The organism is Streptomyces sp. NPDC001493, from assembly GCF_053597235.1.
Map to the genome: position 1 here is coordinate 61,025 of NZ_JBSFHV010000026.1, position 18,732 is coordinate 79,756.

14 protein-coding genes are annotated in these 18,732 nt (G+C 72.7%); 7 read left to right on the forward strand and 7 right to left on the reverse strand.

Annotation, left to right across the window (positions count from 1 at the left end; translation table 11 throughout):
• Positions 1–14: 14 nt before the first annotated feature.
• On the reverse strand, positions 15–2,660 hold the full coding sequence (locus ACWCWD_RS29895) for a discoidin domain-containing protein (protein ID WP_450777551.1): 2,646 nt from the start codon (positions 2,658–2,660) through the stop codon (positions 15–17).
• Between the two features lie 160 nt (positions 2,661–2,820).
• On the opposite strand from ACWCWD_RS29895, the gene ACWCWD_RS29900 reads away from it, so the two are divergent.
• Positions 2,821–3,306 carry a cupin domain-containing protein gene (locus ACWCWD_RS29900; protein WP_450777553.1) on the forward strand — a complete coding sequence of 162 codons (486 nt, stop codon included), beginning with the start codon at positions 2,821–2,823 and terminating at the stop codon, positions 3,304–3,306.
• 7 nt (positions 3,307–3,313) lie between these two features.
• Here ACWCWD_RS29900 and ACWCWD_RS29905 read toward each other — a convergent pair whose 3' ends face one another.
• Complete coding sequence (locus ACWCWD_RS29905; protein WP_450777555.1) at positions 3,314–4,429, reverse strand: pyridoxal-phosphate dependent enzyme; 1,116 nt, start codon at positions 4,427–4,429, stop codon at positions 3,314–3,316.
• 359 nt (positions 4,430–4,788) lie between these two features.
• Here ACWCWD_RS29905 and ACWCWD_RS29910 point away from each other — a divergent pair, with 359 nt between their 5' ends.
• The 6 genes from ACWCWD_RS29910 to ACWCWD_RS29935 all read left to right on the forward strand — a co-directional run bounded on the left by ACWCWD_RS29910 (position 4,789) and on the right by ACWCWD_RS29935 (position 12,125).
• Complete coding sequence (locus ACWCWD_RS29910; RefSeq protein ID WP_450777557.1) at positions 4,789–5,541, forward strand: GntR family transcriptional regulator; 753 nt, start codon at positions 4,789–4,791, stop codon at positions 5,539–5,541.
• Between the two features lie 332 nt (positions 5,542–5,873).
• Positions 5,874–7,628, forward strand: coding sequence for a purine-cytosine permease family protein (locus ACWCWD_RS29915; protein ID WP_450777559.1), 1,755 nt, complete (start codon positions 5,874–5,876; stop codon positions 7,626–7,628).
• Positions 7,629–7,874: 246 nt separating this feature from the next.
• Positions 7,875–8,057: an SPOR domain-containing protein gene (locus ACWCWD_RS29920; RefSeq protein ID WP_450777561.1), complete on the forward strand. Its 183-nt coding sequence runs from the start codon at positions 7,875–7,877 to the stop codon at positions 8,055–8,057.
• 237 nt (positions 8,058–8,294) lie between these two features.
• Positions 8,295–8,696 (forward strand): NUDIX hydrolase, encoded by a 402-nt coding sequence (locus tag ACWCWD_RS29925; protein WP_450777563.1) that lies wholly within the window; start codon positions 8,295–8,297, stop codon positions 8,694–8,696.
• A 200-nt stretch (positions 8,697–8,896) separates the two neighbouring features.
• Positions 8,897–9,337 carry an ATP-binding protein gene (locus ACWCWD_RS29930; protein ID WP_450777564.1) on the forward strand — a complete coding sequence of 147 codons (441 nt, stop codon included), beginning with the start codon at positions 8,897–8,899 and terminating at the stop codon, positions 9,335–9,337.
• A gap of 190 nt (positions 9,338–9,527) precedes the next feature.
• Positions 9,528–12,125, forward strand: a complete 2,598-nt coding sequence (locus tag ACWCWD_RS29935) for a SpoIIE family protein phosphatase (RefSeq protein WP_450777634.1) — start codon at positions 9,528–9,530, stop codon at positions 12,123–12,125.
• 86 nt (positions 12,126–12,211) lie between these two features.
• On the opposite strand, the gene ACWCWD_RS29940 is transcribed toward ACWCWD_RS29935, so the two are convergent.
• The 5 genes from ACWCWD_RS29940 to ACWCWD_RS29960 all read right to left on the reverse strand — a co-directional run bounded on the left by ACWCWD_RS29940 (position 12,212) and on the right by ACWCWD_RS29960 (position 18,732).
• Positions 12,212–12,925, reverse strand: a complete 714-nt coding sequence (locus ACWCWD_RS29940; protein WP_450777566.1) for a PspA/IM30 family protein — start codon at positions 12,923–12,925, stop codon at positions 12,212–12,214.
• Between the two features lie 72 nt (positions 12,926–12,997).
• On the reverse strand, positions 12,998–15,139 hold the full coding sequence (locus ACWCWD_RS29945) for a TPM domain-containing protein (RefSeq protein ID WP_450777568.1): 2,142 nt from the start codon (positions 15,137–15,139) through the stop codon (positions 12,998–13,000).
• Between the two features lie 302 nt (positions 15,140–15,441).
• Positions 15,442–16,644, reverse strand: a complete 1,203-nt coding sequence (locus ACWCWD_RS29950; protein WP_450777570.1) for a glycoside hydrolase family 1 protein — start codon at positions 16,642–16,644, stop codon at positions 15,442–15,444.
• Positions 16,645–16,798: 154 nt separating this feature from the next.
• Positions 16,799–17,737 (reverse strand): carbohydrate ABC transporter permease, encoded by a 939-nt coding sequence (locus ACWCWD_RS29955; protein WP_450777571.1) that lies wholly within the window; start codon positions 17,735–17,737, stop codon positions 16,799–16,801.
• The gene (locus tag ACWCWD_RS29960; protein WP_450777573.1) at positions 17,734–18,732 is read right to left on the reverse strand and encodes a carbohydrate ABC transporter permease; all 999 of its coding nucleotides are present in this window, start codon (positions 18,730–18,732) and stop codon (positions 17,734–17,736) included. The genes ACWCWD_RS29955 and ACWCWD_RS29960 overlap by 4 nt, the downstream gene beginning before the upstream one ends.

An 18,732-nucleotide genomic window follows, 5' to 3' on the forward strand; every position in this document is an offset into this window, starting at 1 on the left:
GCAGCCGTCGCCCGCTACGACCCGGACGGCACGCCCTGCCGCACCTCCAGCTCCGCGATCCCGGCAGGCTTCGCCGGGTCCGCCGAGACCACCGTCACCCGCACCTCGCGGGCGGTGGCGCCCGGGACGTACGGGTGCCAGGCACGGCCGTCCGACGAGGTCTCCACGGTGTGCGAGACGGGCGGTACGTCGCTCCAGACCGGGGTCACCGAGGTGATCCGCAGCGCGCGGTCCAGCCGGACCGTGAGGGTGCCGGTGGCCCCGTCGGGGGACCAGGCCGTGGCGGGGGAGCCGTCCACGGCGGCCTCCGCGTAGAGCCCGGGGGACTCCGAGGAGGCGGTGGCCGGGCGGCAGCGGGCGGCGTCGTCGGTGGGGGTCAGGTCGGGGCGGCGGGTGGGCAGGACCAGGGTGGAGGCCAGACGCCTCGGCCCCGCCGGGGTGTGCACGGTGAACGGGGCGCCCGACACCAGCCGGACCGTGGTGGTGCGGGGCCCGAGCTCGATGTCGTAGGTACGCCCCCGGTGGCGCAGCCCCTTCAGCGTGACGCCGGCGCGCAGCTGCGGCGGCAGCACGGGGTCGAGCCGGATGCCGTCCTCGCGGAGCCGCAGCCCGGTCAGGCCGTGGGTGAAGACCTGGAGGAAGCCGCCCTTGCCGGTGAGGAAGTCCTCGGCGGGGAAGCCCGACAGCGGGTCCGAGGCGCCCGACTTCGCGCCGCGCGCCTCGGAGAAGAGGCCGAACGGGCCCCGCATGAACGGGCGTACGGACCGCTGGAGATAGGTGTACGCGGCGCACCCGGGTTCCCCGATGGCGGCGGCGTCGATGGCGTGCACCGAGTCCGTCATGGCGGGGCCGTCCGGATCGGTGCGGGCGGCGTAGAAGTCGAGGGTCGCGGCGGCGGCACCCGGCTCCATCGGCCACTCCAGCGGGTACATCAGCAGCACCGTGTCGGCCTGCTTGATCGTCGAGCCGTTGTACCCCGCGTACTGGAGGAAGATCTTGCGCTCCGCGTCGTACGGGATGCGCAGCCCGTCCGCGACCCGCTGCCAGGCGGCGGGCGCCGGCCGGCCGAGGATCGCAGCGGCGCGTGCGGCGTCGCGCAGGGCGGTCGCGGCGACCGCGTTGGTGAAGACCCCGTCGGTGACGCCGTTGCTGTACTCGTCGGGACCGGCGACGTTCACGACCGACCAGCTGCCGTCAGGGTTCGGGGTGGCCCGGGAGGCCCAGAAGTCGGCGATCCCGCTCAGCAGCGGCCAGCCGCGCTCCGCCAGCCAGGCGCGGTCGCCGGTGGCCAGCCAGTACTGCCACACGGCCAGCGCCACATCGCCCTGGAGGTGGTTCTGGGTGAGGCAGTGCGGCGGGTCCCAGCTCTGGCATTCGGAGTCCAGGCGGCCCCGGCTCGCGCTGGTCCAGGGGTAGAACAGCCCGTCGTACCCGAGCTTCTCGGCGTTCGCGCGGGCCGCGTCGCGGGTGCGGTAGCGGTACTCGACGACCGTGCGGGCGAGTTCGGGGCGGGTGGCGAGCAGCCCCGGGTACATCCACGTCTCGGCGTCCCAGAAGATCATGCCCGCGTAGTTGTCGCTGGTCGCACCGGCGGGCGCGATGCTGTCGGAGGCGCCGGTACGGGTCGCGGCGAGCAGCCCGTACTGGGCCGCCCGCAGCCACCGCTGGAGGTCCGGGCTGCCCGGCACCAGCACGTCGGAGGACCAGTCGCGGCGCCACACGGCGGTGCTGTCGGCCAGTACCCGCGCCCAGCCGCGCCCGGCGGCCCGCCGCGAGGCCGCGCGCGCCGAGGCGAGCGGGGTGCGCGAGGTGAGGGCGGTGTCGACGCCGACGTACTTCTCGACGGTGTACGACCGCCCCGCGCGCACCCGCAGCTCCCGGACGAGCCCCTTGCCCGGGCCCTGGTCCGGGTCCGGGCGCAGGGTCTGCGCGACCGCGCCGTCCACCTCCGTACCGTGCGTGCGGAAGGTCCCGTCCTCCGCCACCGTCATCCGCCGCGCCCCCCGCGCGTCGAGCCGTCCGGTGACCGTCGCCGTGCCGGTCCACCGGGGCGTCAGCGTGAGCCGTACGGCACCGGCGTGGACGTCCGAGCGGTCCGTCAGCACCTCGTACACCAGGTCGGTGGCCCTGCCGTCCGCCGTCGTCCACCGCAGTGAGGTGCGGACCAGCCCGCAGGCGAGGAAGAGGGTCTGGCGGTAGCGCGAGATCCGGCCCGGCGGGGTGCCGGGGCCGAAGGTCTCCGGGCCGACGCGGACGTCGAGCGGGGTCCAGCTCGGCAGCGCGGCGAGGACCTCGCGCCCCTCGGTGGTGCCGGGTTCGGCCCCGTACAGCCCGGTGACGAACGCCCCGTCGTAGCGCGGGGTGTAGAGCGGCCAGCCGGTCTTCTCCGGGCGCTCGGCGTAGCCGGTTCCGGCCGGGGGGACGCGGTGGCCGAGGTAGCCGTTGCCGACGTACGGGTCGTACCCGTCGGCCTCGCCGTACCGGGCGGAGGTCAGTTCCCACGTTCCGTCGGAAGGCGTGGCCGGGGACGCGGGTGCCGTGCAGGAGGGCGGGGCGGGGGAGGGGCGGATGCCCTGGGCGGACACCTGGCCCGGCGTTACGATCACGGTCAGAAGAGCGCTGGTCAGGCAGCCGACGAGGGAGGTGCGCGCATGGGTCACCCGTACCAAAGTAGGGACGTGACCGGCGGGCGCCCGGCGCGGCGCGGGCGACCACGCGCACGGCAGGCGGACGGCCGAAGGGGCTGCCCGCCGGATGGAGCAGCGGCGCCCGGGAACGCACGGTCGCGGAGCTGACGCCAACTCGAGGACGGGGACACCCATGTCGTATCCGGAACCGGTGTACAAGGACGGCCAGGGCGTCATCAACGCCACCTACCGGCCGGCCGGGACCGCCGCCGAACTGGCCGCCCCCAACGGCAATCGCACCCACTACCTGGCCAAGGGCACCGCCACGAACGGCGCGTTCGGCCTCTACCGGGTGGACATGGCACCCCGGGCGGGCGGCCCCGCCACCCACTTCCACCGGGCGATCTCCGAGTCCTTCTTCATCCTCGGCGGGACCGTGCGGATCTACGACGGTGAACGGTGGACCGACGCCGGCGAGGGCGATTTCGTGCACGTTCCGCAGGGCGGACTGCACGGTTTCCGCAACGACGCCGACGCGGACGCCTCGATGCTGCTGCTCTTCGCCCCCGGAGCTCCCCGGGAGGAGTACTTCGAGAAGGTGGCGGAGGCCGTCCACTGGTCGGAGGAGGAGCGCGCGGAGTTCTTCATCAAGCACGACACCTACTGGGTGGGTGACTGACGCACCCTCAGGCGGCCATCCCCGTCTTGAGTCCCGCCCCGCAGACCGGGACCACGATGCTGCCGTCCGTCCACCCGCCGACCGCCGCCCAGCAGGCCACGGCCGTGGTCTCCGCGTAGAGCCCGCGCCGGGCCAGATCCCGCTGGGCCTCCCGGATCTGCTCCTCCGTCACCGTGAGGAAGGTGCCGCCGGACTCGCGTACCGCGAGCAGGATCTGTGCCGCGCGCGGCGGGTCCGGGATGGCGATGCCCTCCGCGAGCGTCGGCGCCGGGGCCGCCGGCTGCCGCAGGGAGGCCGCGCCGGCGTGGAAGGCGGCGGCGAGCGGCGAGACCGCTTCGGCCTGGACGGCGATCAGGGCGGGGCGCCGCTCGATGAGCCCCTGCGCGAGGAGTTCGGCGGTGGCGAGGGCGGCGCCGAGGAGCAGGGTGCCGTTGCCGACCGGGACCGCCAGGGCGTCGGGGAGCCGCCCGCCGAGGTCCTCCCAGAGTTCGTACACGTAGGTCTTGGTGCCGTGCAGGAAGTACGGGTTGAAGACGTGCGAGGCGTAGAAGGTGCCCGGCTCGTCGGCGGAGGCGCGGGCCGCCAGCGCGGTGGCCGTACGGTCGCCGGGGACGATCTCCAGCCGGGCGCCGTGGGCCCGGATCTGCTCGGTCTTCTTGGCCGAGGTGCCCTCGGGGACGTACACCGTGCAGGGCAGTCCGGCCCGCGCGCAGTAGGCGGCGACGGAGGTGCCCGCGTTGCCGCTGCTGTCCGCGACCACCCGGGCCGGGCCGAGACGCCGCGCGAGCTCCGCCAGCATCACCGCGCCCCGGTCCTTGAAGGAGAGCGTCGGCATCAGGTGGTCGAGCTTCGCCGAGACGGAACCGGTGAGCGCGACCAGCGGCGTACGCCCCTCCCCGAGCGAGACCGCGGGATCGGCGAGCGGCAGCGCTTCCCGGTACCGCCACAGGGAGTTGACGCGCCCGGCGAGGTCGGCCCGGCCGAGCGGCTCCGCAGGGGTGAAGTCGAGGTCCCACGGGCCCCGGCACTCCGGGCAGCACCAGTGCGCGGTGGCGGCGTCGGCCGTGGTCCCGTCCACCGGGCAGCGGTACGGGGGCAGGGGCGAGGTCTCCGGCAGGGTCATGGGGCCAGCCTGCCAGCCTGCCAGCCGCCGGGGCGGCGCGGGCGCCGACGGAGAAGATCGTGCGGCCCGTGCGCTTCCCGCACGCTCCGCGCACACGGCGGGCGCGGACCCGGGCGGCCGGGTGGCCGCCGTGACCCGACCGGTCGCCCGGGAGGCACGTGTCACTTCCTCGGGCTTCCGGGGCTTGCGGAGGGCGAGAAGTGGGCAGAGAACGGCCGGAAGAGCTGTGGTGATGTGGTTCGGACCATGCGTGGAGCACCCCCGAATCATCACTTTGAGTGAAACTCTGGCCATCGCTTGTCTTGTGCCACTCACGGTTGCGACTCTGTTGCGGTCTGTCAACTTGTTGGGAGTGGCCAGTGACTTTCGGTGAGCAGCCCGCCTATCTGCGCGTGGCGAGCGATCTGCGGGAGAAGATCGTCAAGGGAGCGCTGCCGCCCCATACCCGCCTGCCGTCCCAGGCGCGCATCCGCGAGGAGTACGGCGTCTCGGACACCGTCGCGCTGGAGGCGCGGAAGGTCCTCATGGCCGAGGGGCTGGTGGAGGGGCGCTCCGGCTCCGGCACGTACGTCCGGGCGCGCCCGGTTCCACGCAGGATCGCCCGGTCCGGGTACCGCCCGGGCATGGGGTCCAGTCCGTTCCGCCAGGAGCAGAGCGCGGACGGCGTGCGCGGCACCTGGGAGTCCAGGAGCGAGCAGGAGGAGGCCGGACCGGAGATCGCCGCCCGCCTCGGCATCGAGCCGGGGGAGCGGGTCATGCGCACCCGGTACGTCTTCCGGGACGCGGGTGAGCCGATGATGCTCTCGACCTCCTGGGAGCCGCTCTCGGTCACCGGGCGGACCCCGGTGATGCTCCCCGAGGAGGGGCCGCTGGGCGGCTGCGGGGTGGTCGACCGGATGGCGGCGATCGACATCGTGGTGGACAACGTGACCGAGGAGGTCGGCGCCCGGCCGGGCCTGGCGGACGAACTCGGCGACCTCGGCGGGGTGCCGGGCCATGTGGTCATGGTCATCGCGCGCACCTATTACGCGGGCGGGCAGGCGGTCGAGACCGCCGACGTGGTCGTCCCCGCCGACCGGTACCGGGTCGCCTACCACCTGCCGGTCAAGTAGGGCAGCCCCCGGGTCAAGTAGGGCCGCCCCCGGCCCGGTCCGGCAGTCGACGGCCTGTCGTCCGCCCCGCCCCGCCCTCGTCCACCCGCCACCGTCCGGCCCCGTTGTCCGCCCGTCCGCCCGTCCGCTCGTCCGTGACATGAGCCGTCGCGGGCGGGCCGGCCGGTGGGGCCGACCGGTGGGCGGTGCGGCGTGTCCGGTGCCGGTGACACAGACTTAACCCCCCGTCACCTGCCGTAACGCCCGGGCAATGCCCGGCACCCGCGGCCCGTCATGTCCGGCTCCTACCTTCCGGTCCGTCGCCGCACCAACGGACCGAGGACGGGACCCTCATGACGGACATCGCACCACCCACCACGGCCGAGACCCCGCACGCCCCGCAGCAGCCCCCCGGGCCCCCGGGCGCGCCCGGCTCCGGCGGACCGGCCCGCAGTTACGCGGCGCTCGCCGCCGACGAGAGCCGCGAGGACTACTCGCTGCGCTATGCCCCGCACGCGTTCCGCCGTTGGTCGCCCGGGACGGTCGCGGGTACCGCGCTCGGCGGCATCGCCTACCTCGCGGACTTCGCGATCGGCGCCTCGATCGTCTTCACCTACGGCTTCACCAGCGGTTTCGCGTCGATCCTGACCGCCGCCGCGATCATCTTCCTCACCGGCATCCCCATCGCCCGGGCCTGTGCGACGTACGGCCTGGACATGGACCTGGTCACCCGGGGCGCGGGCTTCGGCTACTTCGGCTCGACGCTGACCTCGCTCATCTACGCGTCGTTCACCTTCATCTTCTTCGCGCTCGAAGGCTCGATCATGGCGCAGGCCATGCACCAGGCGATCGGGCTGCCGGTCCAGATCGGCTATCTGCTCACCACGCTGATCGTGATCCCGATCGTCTTCCGGGGCATGGGCGCGCTCGCCAAGGTGCAGGCGTGGACCCAGCCCGTCTGGATCATCGGCATGATCCTGCCGTTCCTGGTGCTCGCCTTCGAAGCCCCGGACGCCTGGGGCTCGTTCAGCTCCTTCGGCGGTACGGAGGGGGCCGGCTCCGGCTTCTCCTGGCTCGGGTTCGGCCTGGGCACCGGGGTGGCGCTCTCGCTGATCGCGCAGATCGGCGAGCAGGCGGACTACCTGCGCTTCATGCCCGCGAAGACCGAGGCCAACAAGCGCCGCTGGAACCTCGCGGTGCTCGCCGCCGGGCCGGGCTGGGTGATCATCGGCGCCGCCAAGCAGCTCGGCGGCGCGTTCCTCGCCTTCGTCGCGCTGGAGGCGGTCGGCAAGACGCACGCCCTGGAGCCGATCGCCCCGCAGATCGAGGCGCTCAAGCCCTGGCTCGGCGGGTTCGCCCTGCCGGCCGCGGCGATCTTCGTCATCGTCTCCCAGGTCAAGATCAACGTGACGAACGCCTACAGCGGCTCGCTCTCCTGGTCGAACTTCTTCTCCCGGATCACCCACCGGCACCCCGGGCGGGTCTGGTACATCTTCCTCAACCTCGCCATCGCGCTGACGCTGATGGAGATGGACATGTTCGCGGCCCTCAACAAGCTGCTGGGCTTCTACTCCAACGTCGGCATCGCCTGGATCGCCGCCGTCGCCGCCGACCTGGTCATCAACAAGCGGATCGGGCTCAGCCCGCCGTACATCGAGTTCAAGCGGGCCTACCTCCACGCGGTGAACCCGGCGGGCTTCGGCGCCATGGTGATCGCCTCGACCGTTTCGATCCTGGCATTTTTCGGCCTCTTCGGGGAGTACGCGGAAGCCTTCTCCACCTTCATCGCGGCGGGACTCGCCGTGACGCTCTGCCCGCTGATCGCCTGGGCGACGAAGGGCAAGTACTACCTGGCCCGGCCCAATCCGGTGAACGGCCCCGGCGTGGCGGTCGAGGACATCACCGCCACCCACACCTGCGCGGTCTGCGCGACGGCCTACGAACTGCCGGACATCGCCGACTGCCCCGCCCACGCGGGCCCCGTCTGCTCGCTCTGCTGCTCGCTGGACGCCACCTGCGGCGACGTCTGCCGGAAGGCGCCCGCGGCCGGACCGGTGCTGATGCCCCTGCCCACGGTGCGGGTGGCCGGTTCCGGCGGAGCGGGGTGAGGGCGATCGCGCCCGGGGCGATCGGCGCCCGCCCGGCGCGGTAGGGTCCCGTTCTCCGCTACGGGGGCGCATCCGGACGGATGCGCCCCGTGTATGGCCGGTTCCGTATCCCTTTGTGTGATTCCGCATTCGCTGAGTGAAGGTCAGGCGTACGCTCCGGCATATGCGCACAGCGATTTCCTGGGGATCGTCCTATGAGATGTGCAGACCGGTGGGGAGAGGGGCAGCATGCTCGGGAGGAGCACGATGAGTGACAGCGCAGCTGTCCTCCCGTGGCTGGTGATACGGCAGGACATCAACGGCAGTACGTACCGGGTCGGCCGATACGCCACGCAGGAAGAGGCGCAGAAGGTCGTGGAAAAGTTCGACACCCGCGAGCATCAGCAGCTCTACTGGGTGGAACGCGCGGGTGAGACCGCCCGCCCCTGACCCGCGTCACCGGCGGCCGGGCACCCTCCCTGACCAGGGGGTGCCCGGCCGCCGTCGTACGCTCCGCCGGTGCCGCCACCGCCTGCCGCCACCGCCCGGCGCGCACTCCCTCCACGCCCGCGCCGGCGCGCGCCCCGCGGGCCTTCCGGACGGACCTTGGCTCGGAACGCGCCGCCGTACGAAGGTAGGGTCCGGCTGACCGGCCTGACCGCCAGGCCGGGGAACGAAGGCGGAGCGATGCCGGCCCTGATCGACACGGTGGCGTGGGTACGAGTGGAGAGCGGCAGGATTCTCTGCGCGCGGTCGAAGGGGAAGGACATCTTCTACATCCCCGGCGGCAAGCGGGAAGCGGGGGAGAGCGACCTCCAGACCCTGCTGCGGGAGGTGGAGGAGGAGCTCGCGGTGGCCCTCGACCCGGCGACCGTCGTGCACGCGGGGGTCTACGAAGCCCAGGCGCACGGGCACGCGGACGGCGTGGTGGTGCGGATGAGCTGCTACTACGGCGACTACCGGGGCACTGTGACGGCGAGCAACGAGATCGACGAGGTGGCCTGGTTCACCTATGCGGACCGGCCGCTCGTCGCCCCGGTCGACCAGGTGCTCTTCGACGATCTCCACGCGGCCGGGGTGCTGGCCTGAGCCGCCCGCCGCACCCGTAGGGCCTGCGTGTGCCCGTTAGGCCGGTGCACCCGTAGGGCCTGTGCGTGGACGCGTGAGGCCCGTGCGCCAGCCCGTGCACCCGTATGAACCATTGGTTACGATCTGTTGTGATACATGATGAATTCCGGGTATGTCCACAGTGACCCCTCGCAGGGTGAACCCGCTGTCGGCTCCGGGAAGTGATCGGCGTGATCGATACCGAAGGCGGCAGCGCCGAGTGGTCCTTCCCGGCGGAGCCGGGCTCCGTGCGGGGCGCGCGGAACGCGGTCCGCGAGACGCTGCGCGCCTGGGACCTCGGCCTGCCGGTCATCGACGTCACGGTGCTGCTCGTCAGCGAGCTGGTGACCAACTCGCTCCGCCATGCCACCGGACCCATCGGCGTACGCCTGGTACGGCCCGGCGACCCCCCGGCCGAGGTGGCCGAAGCCTCGGCCGACGGCCACGGGCTGCTGGTGGAGGTCTCCGATCCGCTTCCGGATCTTCCCACCCGCCGGCGGGCGGGCCCCGACGACGAAGGGGGCCGCGGGCTCCAGCTGGTGGCCTGTTCGGCGCGCCGCTGGGGGACGCGCAAAGGAAAGAGTGGCAAGACGGTGTGGTTCGAGCTGCCTCTGTCTGGTTAGGAGAGGAGGGGGACGCACAGCGATCACCTGAGGTCGGGGCCGCCGACGAGAAGGACTGAGACCTTGCTGTGATCGTGAACGCCGTGTCGGGAGTGGCCGCAGTGCTGAATACTGCGCACAGGACCGGTCCGGTGTGTGAGCTGGAGGGGACGGTCGCGTGAGCGAGATACCTGGGACAGCGGGCGACATCGTGTGGCAGAGCAGCCCGCCTGGCTCGATATATGAGTACATCAGGGTTGCCTCCTTCTCGATCGGCCCGGACGGCCTGATCGAGCAGTGGAGCGGAAGGGCCGCCGATCTCTTCGGCATGGGCCCGCACGAGGTGATCGGGCGCGATCCCGTGGAGGCGTTCATGCCTCCCGAGCTGCGCCGGGGCGGGCACCGTCGAATCCGCGAGATCCTCGACGGCAAGGAGTGGACGGGCCTCGTCCCCTTCCGGATACCGGGAGAGCGGGACGTCCGCGGGCTCGCCGAGGTCTACGTCATGCCCAGCGTGACCGCCGCCGGGGAGCGGGCCGCCCTCTGCATCGTGGTGGACGTGCGGGCGCTGCGCGGCATCGAGACGGACCTCGCCGCCTCGCAGGCAATTTTCGGCCAATCCCCCTTCGGGTTCGTCCTGTTCGGCAAGGACCTCTCGGTGGTCCGCGCGAACGAACGATTCGCCGACGTCTTCGGCGGCATGGCCGCCGACCACCGGGGGCGCAGGGCCGAGGACTATCTGACCCGCCCCGAGGCGGACCGGCTGACGGAGACCCTGAGAAGAGTGCTGGCGACCGGGGAGTCCGTCACCGACCTCCGGCTCATCGGCACGGTCCCCGGCGACACGGACCGCCGCCACTGGTCGATGAACCTCTACCGGGTACACAGCGGATCGGGGCGGCCCACCGGGGTCGCCGGACTCGCCACCGACGTCACCAGCCGCCACATCGCCGCACGCGAGGCGGCCAGCGCCCGGCGCAACCTCCGGCTGCTGAACGAGGCCAGTGCCCGCATCGGCAACTCCCTCGACCTGGAGACCACCGCCCGCGAGCTGCTGGACGTCGCCGTCCCCGGCTTCTGCGACCTCGCCACCGTCGACCTCTTCCCCGCCGTGCTCACCGGCGCCGAGGCCCCGCCCGCCGGCGGCCCCGCGCCGGAGCCCGGGGCCCCCTCACCGGAACTGCGCCGGGTCGCCCAGGCCAGCGCGGTCTCCGACGCCCACCCCCGCGTCCCCGGACAGCCGGGCGCACAGGTGCCGGCCGCGCGGTCCGGCGAGCACCCCGGCGGCGACGCGGGAGCCGGGCCCGCGACGGGGGAGCCCGTCCTCGGAGCCGTACACCGCTACCCGCACGCCTCCGCCTGCGCCACCGCCCTGCGGACCGGCCGGGTCCACGAGGCGCCCGGCGACGGCCTCGGGTTCGTCCGGTCCACGCTCGCGGTGCCGATGGTCGCCCACGACACCGTGGTCGGGCTCGTCCGCTTCTCCCGTACGAAGGGCAGCGAACCCTTCGGCGAACGCGACCGGGACCTGGCCGGCGAGCTCGCCGCCCGCGCCGCCGTCTGCATCGACAACGCCCGCCTCTACCGGCGCGAGCACGAACGCGCCCTGATCCTCCAGCGCAGCCTGCTCCCGCCCGGCGCCCCCGAGGCGGCGGGCCTGGACATCGCCTGCCGCTACCTCCCCGGCAACGCGGCCACCGAGGTCGGCGGCGACTGGTTCGACGTCATCGAACTGCCCGGCCACCGCACCGCGCTCGTCGTCGGCGACGTCATGGGGCGCGGGCTGCGCGCCGCCGTCGCCATGGGCGAACTCCGCACCGCCGTACGGACGCTCGCCCTGCTGGACCTGGAACCCGCCGAGGTGCTCTCCGCACTGGACGAGGTCGCCCGCGGCCTCGGTACCCCAGGCGGCGGCGACCGGCCCGAGGGCGGGGGCACCCAGTGGCCCTCGCGCGCCCGGCAGAAGTCCCGCGAGGCGGACCTGTCCGAGGTGTACCTCGCGACCTGCGTGTACGCGGTCTACGACCCGGTCACCCGGCGCTGCACCTTCGCCAACGCGGGCCATCTGCCGCCGGCCGTCGTCGAGCCCGGCCAGGAGGCCCGGCTCCTCGACGTACCGCCGGGGATGCCGCTCGGCGTCGGCGGCGAACCCTTCGAGGAGGTGGAGGTCGAACTCGCCGAGGGCGCCCTGCTCACCCTCTACACCGACGGCCTCGTGGAGTCGCGCGACCATCCGCTCGACGAAGGCCTCGAGACGCTCCGTACCGCCCTCACCGGGCCGCGGATGCGGCTGGAGGCCGCCTGCGACCACGTGCTGGCCGCCCTGGACACCCGGCACGGCGAGGACGACATCGCGCTGCTGATGGCCCGCATCCAGGGGCTGCCGCAGGAAGCGGTCGGCGACTGGACGCTGCCCCGGGAGCCGCGCTCGGTCGGCCGGGCCCGCGAACTCACCCGCCGGCGGCTGACCGAGTGGAACCTCGACGACCTGGTGGACACCACCGAACTCCTGGTCAGCGAACTCGTCACCAACGCCCTGCGCTACGGCGAGGGCGAGATCCGGCTCCGGCTGCTGCGCGACCGCACCCTGGTGTGCGAGGTGTGGGACGCGGGGCTGGTCCAGCCGCGCCGCCGCCGCGCCCGCGACACCGACGAGGGCGGCCGGGGGCTGCAGCTCGTCGGGCTGCTCAGCACGGCCTGGGGCTCGCGGCGCACCCCGCGCGGCAAGACGGTCTGGTTCGAACTCGCCCTGCCGGACGGGCAGCCGGCCGCCGAGCTCACGGTCGAACAGCTGCTCAGCATGTACTGAGCACGTACTGACACGATCCACGCGGGGGACGAAAGGGTGCGGGGCGGACACGTCCGCCCCGCACCCTTCATCTCTTCCCGCGCCGCTCAGGACGGGGACTTCAGCGCGGCGAGCCGTGCCTCGACCTCCGCGCTGTCGCCCATGGTGTCCAGCTGCTCGAACTGCGCGTCCAGCGAGGAAGCGGCCAGCTCCTGCTTGCCCACCGCCCTCGCCTCCTCGCGCCGCACCTTCTCCTCGAAGCGGTTCAGCTCGCTCGTCGGGTCGAGCACGTCGATCGACTTCACCGCGTCCATCATCCGGTTCTGGGCCTGGGCGGACTTGGCGCGGGCCACCAGCTCGTCCCGCTTCGCCTTCAACTCGCCCAGCTTGGCCTTCATCTGGTCGAGCCCCGCCTTGAGCTTGTCCACCACCTCGGTCTGCGAGGCGATCGTCGGCTCGGCCGTCCGCGCCTCCTTCTCCGACTGCAACTGGCGGCCCAGCGCGACCTTGGCGAGGTTGTCGAACTTGTCCGCCTCCGCCGCCGAGCCCGAGGCCCGCAGCTCGTCCGCCTTGCGGCTGGCCGCGAGCGCCTTGCCGCCCCACTCCTTCGCCGCCGCCACGTCCTCCGCGTGGTCCTGCTCCATCAGCCGCAGGTTGCCGATGGTCGCGGCGACCGCCTGCTCGGCCTCCGCGATGTTGTTGGTGTAGTCGCGGATCAGCTGGTCCAGCATCTTCTGCGGGTCCTCGGCCTGATCGATGAGCGCGTTGATGTTCGCCTTCGCGAGCTGGGTGACACGGCCGAGAATCGTCTGCTTCGACATGGGAGCTCCTCTCCTGGAGTGGGGACGGTTCGCCTGGGACGGGAATGCGGGCTGTACGGGGACGGAGCCCGGTCAGAAACGGCCACCACCGCCTCGGCGGCCCCGCGTACCTCCGCCGCCGAAGCTGCCGGGCCCCGCGCCGCCGAAGCCGCCCCCGCCGAACCCGCCGCCCCCGCCGAAGCCGCCGCCGAACCCGCGGCCGCCGCCCCGCCCGCCGCCGCCGAGGAGCCCGCCGAGGAGGATGCCGCCCAGGACGGCCCCGCCCATTCCGCCGCCCCCGCCGCGCATCCCGCCCGGACCGGAACGGCTGTCGAAGGCGCGTACGTCCTGCTCGGCGAGGGCCTGGGCCTGCCCGGCCAGCGCGTCGGCCCGCTGCGCCTCGGCGAGCGCGCGCTGCGGATCGCCGCCCGCGGCGAGCTGCCCGGCCTGCTCCGCGTGGCGCTGGGCCTCCGCGAGCCGGGTACGGGCCTGGCTGCCGACCGCGCCCCGGTGCGTCGTGATGTAGTCGGCGGCGGCCGAGACCGCCGAGCGGGCGGAGAGCATCGCCTGGTCCAGCAGCGGACGGGCCCGGGCGTTGCCCTGGTCCCGTTCGCGCGCCCCGGCCAGCGACTCGTCCAGTGCCGCGTCCGCCTCCTCCAGCCGGCGCAGCGCGTCGATGGGGTCGTAACGTCCGCCCGCCACCTCGCCCCGTACGTCCTGCAGCACCGCCTCCGCCCGGCCGATCCGCCCCTGGAGGTCGGCCGTGGAGACGCCCTGCGCGGTGCCCCGCAGCAGCCCGTGCGCGTCCGCGAGGTCCGTCTCCATCTCGGTGAGCGCGGCGGGGATGCGGGAGGCGGCCTCGGCGAGTTCGGCGGCCCGCCGTTCCACGGCGTCCACCAGGGTCGCGGCCTGGCGCACCGCGCTCTCCGCCGCCCGTACGAACACGGCGGCCCGGGAGTTGTCGCCGCCGTCCACCGCCTGGCGGGCCTGGTTGAGGGAGGACGTGGCGAAGACCAGGCGCTCCTTGGCCTGTTCGACGTCGTCCGCGACGGGGGCGGCGGCCGAGGGCGCGTAGTCCGTACGCATCGCGTCCAGCGTCGAACCCGCCGTCGCCGTACGGCCGGCGAGCTCGCGGAAGGTCGACTCCACCTCGGACAGTGCCTGCGGGGCGTTCTGCTCCAGGTCCCGCAGCCGGTCGAAGTCGGCCGACACCGCGTCGAGCTGCTCGTCGGCGGCGGTGCAGCGGCTGATGATCTCCGCCAGCATCCGCCGCTGGGTCGGCTCGTCCTCCGGGATCGTGTCGTCGAGCTGCTGGCGCAGCCGGAAGGACGCGGTCAGCTCGCTCTTGGCACGTGTCACCGCCGCCGCGAACGGTGCCGCCGCCTCCTCGCCGAACTGGGCCGAGGCGAAGCCCAGTTCCTCCTCGCTGGTGCGTACCGCGTCGTCGGTGTCCACCAGCAGCTCCTTGGCGCGGGCGTCCAACTCGGGCAGCGGGACGGGTGGTTCGCCGGCCGCCGCACCGGGCGCCGCGGTGCCCCAGCCGGTGGCGGCCGGAGTCGTACGGGTCTTCGCCCGCCGCTTGCGCCGGGCGAAGGCGTACGCCGCGACCGCGACGACCGCGACCAGCAGGACCGCCGGGAGCAGGAAGTCACCGGCGTCGGTGCCGCCCGAGCCGCTCGACCCGGGATCGGCCGCGCCGGGGGAGAGCGAGGGCGCGGGCACCGGCTGCCCCGCGAGCACGGCGGCGTACCCGTTCGCCGCGCCGATCGCCGCACCCGCCCAGTCGTTCGCCCGCAGCGCCGGCACGATCGCGGTGCTCGCCACGTCCCTCAGCTGCTCGTCGGTGAGCCGGGACGCCTCGTCCACGGAGTACGCGTACTGCCGGTCGTGGGTGGCGACGGCCAGCAGCACGTCGTCCTGGCCCAGACCGTTGCGGGTGGCGGTCTCGTCGGCCCAGCTCTGCGAGGAGCGGCCGGAGAAATCGCGTACGTACACGACGAAGAGCTGCACCCGCCGCTCGTCGAAGAGCGAGTCGAGGGCCGCCTCCACCTCCCCGGTACGGTCCCCGAGCGCTCCGGTCCGGTCGGTGATCTGCCCGTCCCGGGACAGCGTGACGGGGTTGTCCGCCCGCGCCGGGGCGGCGGTCCCGGCGGCCAGCCAACAGGCCGCGAACAGCACGCCGAGCAGGGCCAGGCCGGGTCGGGAGCTGCGGATACGGGTCGCGGGAGGCGTCACATCTGGGAGGCTATGGCCACCTTTGACCCCCCGCGACCCGAGCATCCGGCGGGGGCGCGGGGCCTGGGAGGGGGCCGGTCCGATCGGGGGGCGGGGCACGTCACGCGATCGGACCGTTGCACGGGGACGGAGGGTGCCCGGACATGCCGACGGCGCGGCCGGAGTGTGGGCTTCGGCCGCGCCGGGGCGTGGTTCGGTGGAGGCCGGCGGCGGGTCAGGACCGCCGTCCGCACCGGGTGGGGAGCCGGTCAGGAACTCCCCCGTTCAGGGGCGGCGGCGCCAGTGGGCCGCCGATGCCGGGATCAGCCCGCGAGGCGCGGGAGTTCGCGGGTGCGGCCGAGCGAGCCCAGCCACTTCGCGGAGTCGCGGGCGGTGCGCTCGAACGTCTCCAGGTTCACGGCGATCAGGCCGAAGGTCGGCTTGAACGAGCCCCACTCGTAGTTGTCGAGCGCGCTCCACGCCAGGTAGCCCTGGATGTTGAGCCCGTCCTCCATGGCGGCGGCGACCTCGTTCAGCGCACCGGCGTAGTAGTCGGCGCGGCGGGTGTCGTCGTCGGTGGCGATGCCGTTCTCGGTGACGATCAGCGCGACCTCGGGGCCGACCAGCTCGGCGGTGTGGCGCAGCGCGTGGCCGACCGCGCTGGGGTAGTACTCCCACTGCGTGAGGGTGCGCTCGACGTCGGCGGGCGCCGGGATCGGGCCGTCGGTGCCGATCTTCGTCCGGGTGTAGGACTGCACGCCGATCCAGTCGTCGCCGCGGGACGCCTCGATGAAGACGTCCTCGCGCGGCTGGCGGTAGGCGGCGGTGACCTCTTCGGCGCCGGGCTGGGCCTGGTAGACCTGGTTGGCGACGGACCAGCCGACCTTGATCGACGGGTCGATCGCGCGGACCTCCTTCACGGCCGCGTGGTGCGCGGCGATGACGGCGACGGTGGTGTCCTCGTCGGGGAAGGGCAGACCGGCCGGCGGGAAGCCGATCTCGCCGCGCTTGGCGAGACCCGCCATCACGGCGATCATGTTCGGCTCGTTGATGGTGCAGACGTGGCTGACGTCCGAGGCGATGACCGGGGCGCAGGCGGAGACGTACCGGGCGAACAGCTCGACGGCACCCTCGGCCGTCCAGCCGCCGCGCGCCTCGAACCACTGCGGCACGGTGAAGTGGTGCAGGGTGATCATCGGGCGCAGGCCGCGGGCGACGGCGCCTTCCACCATGCGGCGGTAGTGCGCCAGTTCGGCGCGGGAGAAGTGGCCCTCGGCCGGCTCGATGCGCGCCCACTCGATGGAGAACCGGTAGTCGGTGAAGCCGAGGGAGGCCAGCAGGTCCATGTCCTCGTCCCAGCGGTGGTAGCTGTCGCAGGCGTCGAGGCTGGGCTCCTGGATGTTGGTGCCGGCGGAGTGCTCCTTGACCCACCAGTCGCTGTTGGTGTTGTTGCCCTCGATCTGGTGGGCGGCGGTGGAGGCGCCCCACAGGAAGCCTTCGGGGAACGGGACCGGGGTGTGCGTCATCGCGGAGTGTCTTTCTGGTGCGTGAGGGGGCGGGCTCGCGGCTCTCCGTGCGCGGCCCGTGCGGGGTGGTGCGGGTGGTGCGGGTGGTGCGGGTGTCAGGGGGGTCCGCGCCGGGCGGGGCGCGGACCGGGGCGGCCGGACGTGCGGGCGGGCCCTACTTCATGCCGGCGGTGGCGATGCCCTGGGTGAAGTGGCGCTGCAGGGCGATGAAGAGGATCAGCACCGGCAGGACCACGAGGAAGGCACCGGCCATCAGCACGCCGTTCGATCCGCCGGCCTTGTTCGGGTCGGTGGCGAAGGTCGCGAGCGCGACCGGCAGCGTGTACTTGTCCGGGTCGTTGGTCGCGATCAGCGGCCAGACGAAGTTGTTCCAGGAACCGAGGAAGGTGAAGATCGACAGGGTCGCGAGGGCGGGCTTCACCAGCGGCATCACGATCCGCCAGAAGATGTACCACTCGCCGGCGCCGTCCATCCGGGCCGCTTCCAGCAGCTCGTCCGGGATCGACTGCATGAACTGCCGCATCAGGAAGACCCCGAAGGCGCCCGCCGCGAACGGCAGCACCAGACCGGCGTACGAGTCGATCAGGCCGAGCTTGCTCATCAGGACGAAGAGCGGCAGCAGCATCAGGTTGCCGGGCACCATCAGCGCACCCAGCACCAGGCCGAAGATCTTGTTCTGGCCGGCGAACTTCAGCTTGGCCAGCGCGTAGCCGAGCATCGAGCAGAACACCAGATTGCAGACGGTGACCAGCACCGCCACGATCACGGAGTTCATGAAGTAGAGCGGCAGGTTCAGCTTGTCGAGCAGTTCGCGGAAGTTGTCCAGCGTCCAGGTGGACGGGATCCAGACCGGCGGGCTGGCCGAGAGGTCGGCCGTGGTCTTGAAGGACGAGAGCGCCATCCAGAGGAACGGCGCGGACATGACCAGCAGTCCGACCGAGAGCAGCACGTAGACGAGGACGCGGCCGGGACGGAAGCCCGAGCGCGGCTTCGTCGCCTGCGGTACGGAGCCCTTGGACGCGGAGCCCCGCGACGGGCGCTGCTCCTTCGACGGCGCCGTCCGCAGCGTGCCGGGTGCGTTGGTGGCGCTCATTTGGTGTTGTCCTTCAGCAGTCGGAGCTGGAGCACCGTGATGGCCATGATCACCACGAACAGGACGTACGCCATGGCACTGGCGTAACCCATGTGGAAGAAGTTGAAGCCTTCGCGGTACATGTTCAGCGAGACGGTGAGGGTCGAGTCGGAGGGCCCGCCCTGGGTCATCACGAACGGCTCCTCGAAGACGTTGAGGTAGCCGATGGTGGTGATGACCGTGGCGTAGAGCATCGTCGGCCGCAGCAGCGGGACGGTGATGCCCCTGAACTCGCTCCAGATCCCCGCGCCGTCGAGGCGCGCGGCCTCCCGGACCTCGGTCGGGATGGCCTGGAGGCCGGCGATGAAGAGCACCATGACCGTACCGACGTTCCGCCAGACCGCCATGACGATCATCGACGGCATGGCGAGCGCCTCGGACCCGAGGAAGTCCGGCCCGGTGAGGCCGACTTCGGAGAACAGGCCCGAGATCAGGCCGTCGCTCGGGTCGAGCACGAACCGCCACACCACGGCGACCGCGACGATGGTGGTGACCACCGGGGCGTAGAAGCCCACCCGGAAGAACGTCCGGGCGCGGTCGATGCCGTTGTTCAGCAGTACGGCGACGACCAGGCCGATCACGATGGTCAGCGGTACGCCGACGACCACGAAGTACCCGGTGTTCAGCAGCGACCTCAGGAACTTGTCGTCACCGAAGAGGTTGACGTAGTTCTCGAAGCCGATGAACTTCGCGTCCAGCGGGTGCGTCACGTTGCGCAGCCCGAAGTCGGTGAAGCTCATCACCAGGGTGGCGAGGATCGGGAAGGCCATGAAGACGAGGAACAGGACGAGGAACGGGGTGGAGAAGAGCCAGCCCGCCGCGTTCTGCCTCCCCAGCGGCTTCCTGCGGACCTGACGGCCCTGCGATGCGCCGGGCCCGGCGGCGGGCGACTTCGCGGTCGCCCGCCCTTCCGGTCCCTTGGCCGTCTGCGCGGCCTTTCCGGTCACGGTGCTCAT

Coding starts and splice junctions, on each gene's coding strand:
- ACWCWD_RS29915 (WP_450777559.1), top strand. CDS start 5,874: ATGACGGACATCGCACCACCCACCACGGCCGAGACCCCGCACGCCCCG.
- ACWCWD_RS29950 (WP_450777570.1), bottom strand. CDS start 16,644: ATGACGCACACCCCGGTCCCGTTCCCCGAAGGCTTCCTGTGGGGCGCC.
- ACWCWD_RS29925 (WP_450777563.1), top strand. CDS start 8,295: ATGCCGGCCCTGATCGACACGGTGGCGTGGGTACGAGTGGAGAGCGGC.
- ACWCWD_RS29940 (WP_450777566.1), bottom strand. CDS start 12,925: ATGTCGAAGCAGACGATTCTCGGCCGTGTCACCCAGCTCGCGAAGGCG.
- ACWCWD_RS29955 (WP_450777571.1), bottom strand. CDS start 17,737: ATGAGCGCCACCAACGCACCCGGCACGCTGCGGACGGCGCCGTCGAAG.
- ACWCWD_RS29905 (WP_450777555.1), bottom strand. CDS start 4,429: ATGACCCTGCCGGAGACCTCGCCCCTGCCCCCGTACCGCTGCCCGGTG.
- ACWCWD_RS29920 (WP_450777561.1), top strand. CDS start 7,875: ATGAGTGACAGCGCAGCTGTCCTCCCGTGGCTGGTGATACGGCAGGAC.
- ACWCWD_RS29960 (WP_450777573.1), bottom strand. CDS start 18,732: ATGAGCACCGTGACCGGAAAGGCCGCGCAGACGGCCAAGGGACCGGAA.
- ACWCWD_RS29900 (WP_450777553.1), top strand. CDS start 2,821: ATGTCGTATCCGGAACCGGTGTACAAGGACGGCCAGGGCGTCATCAAC.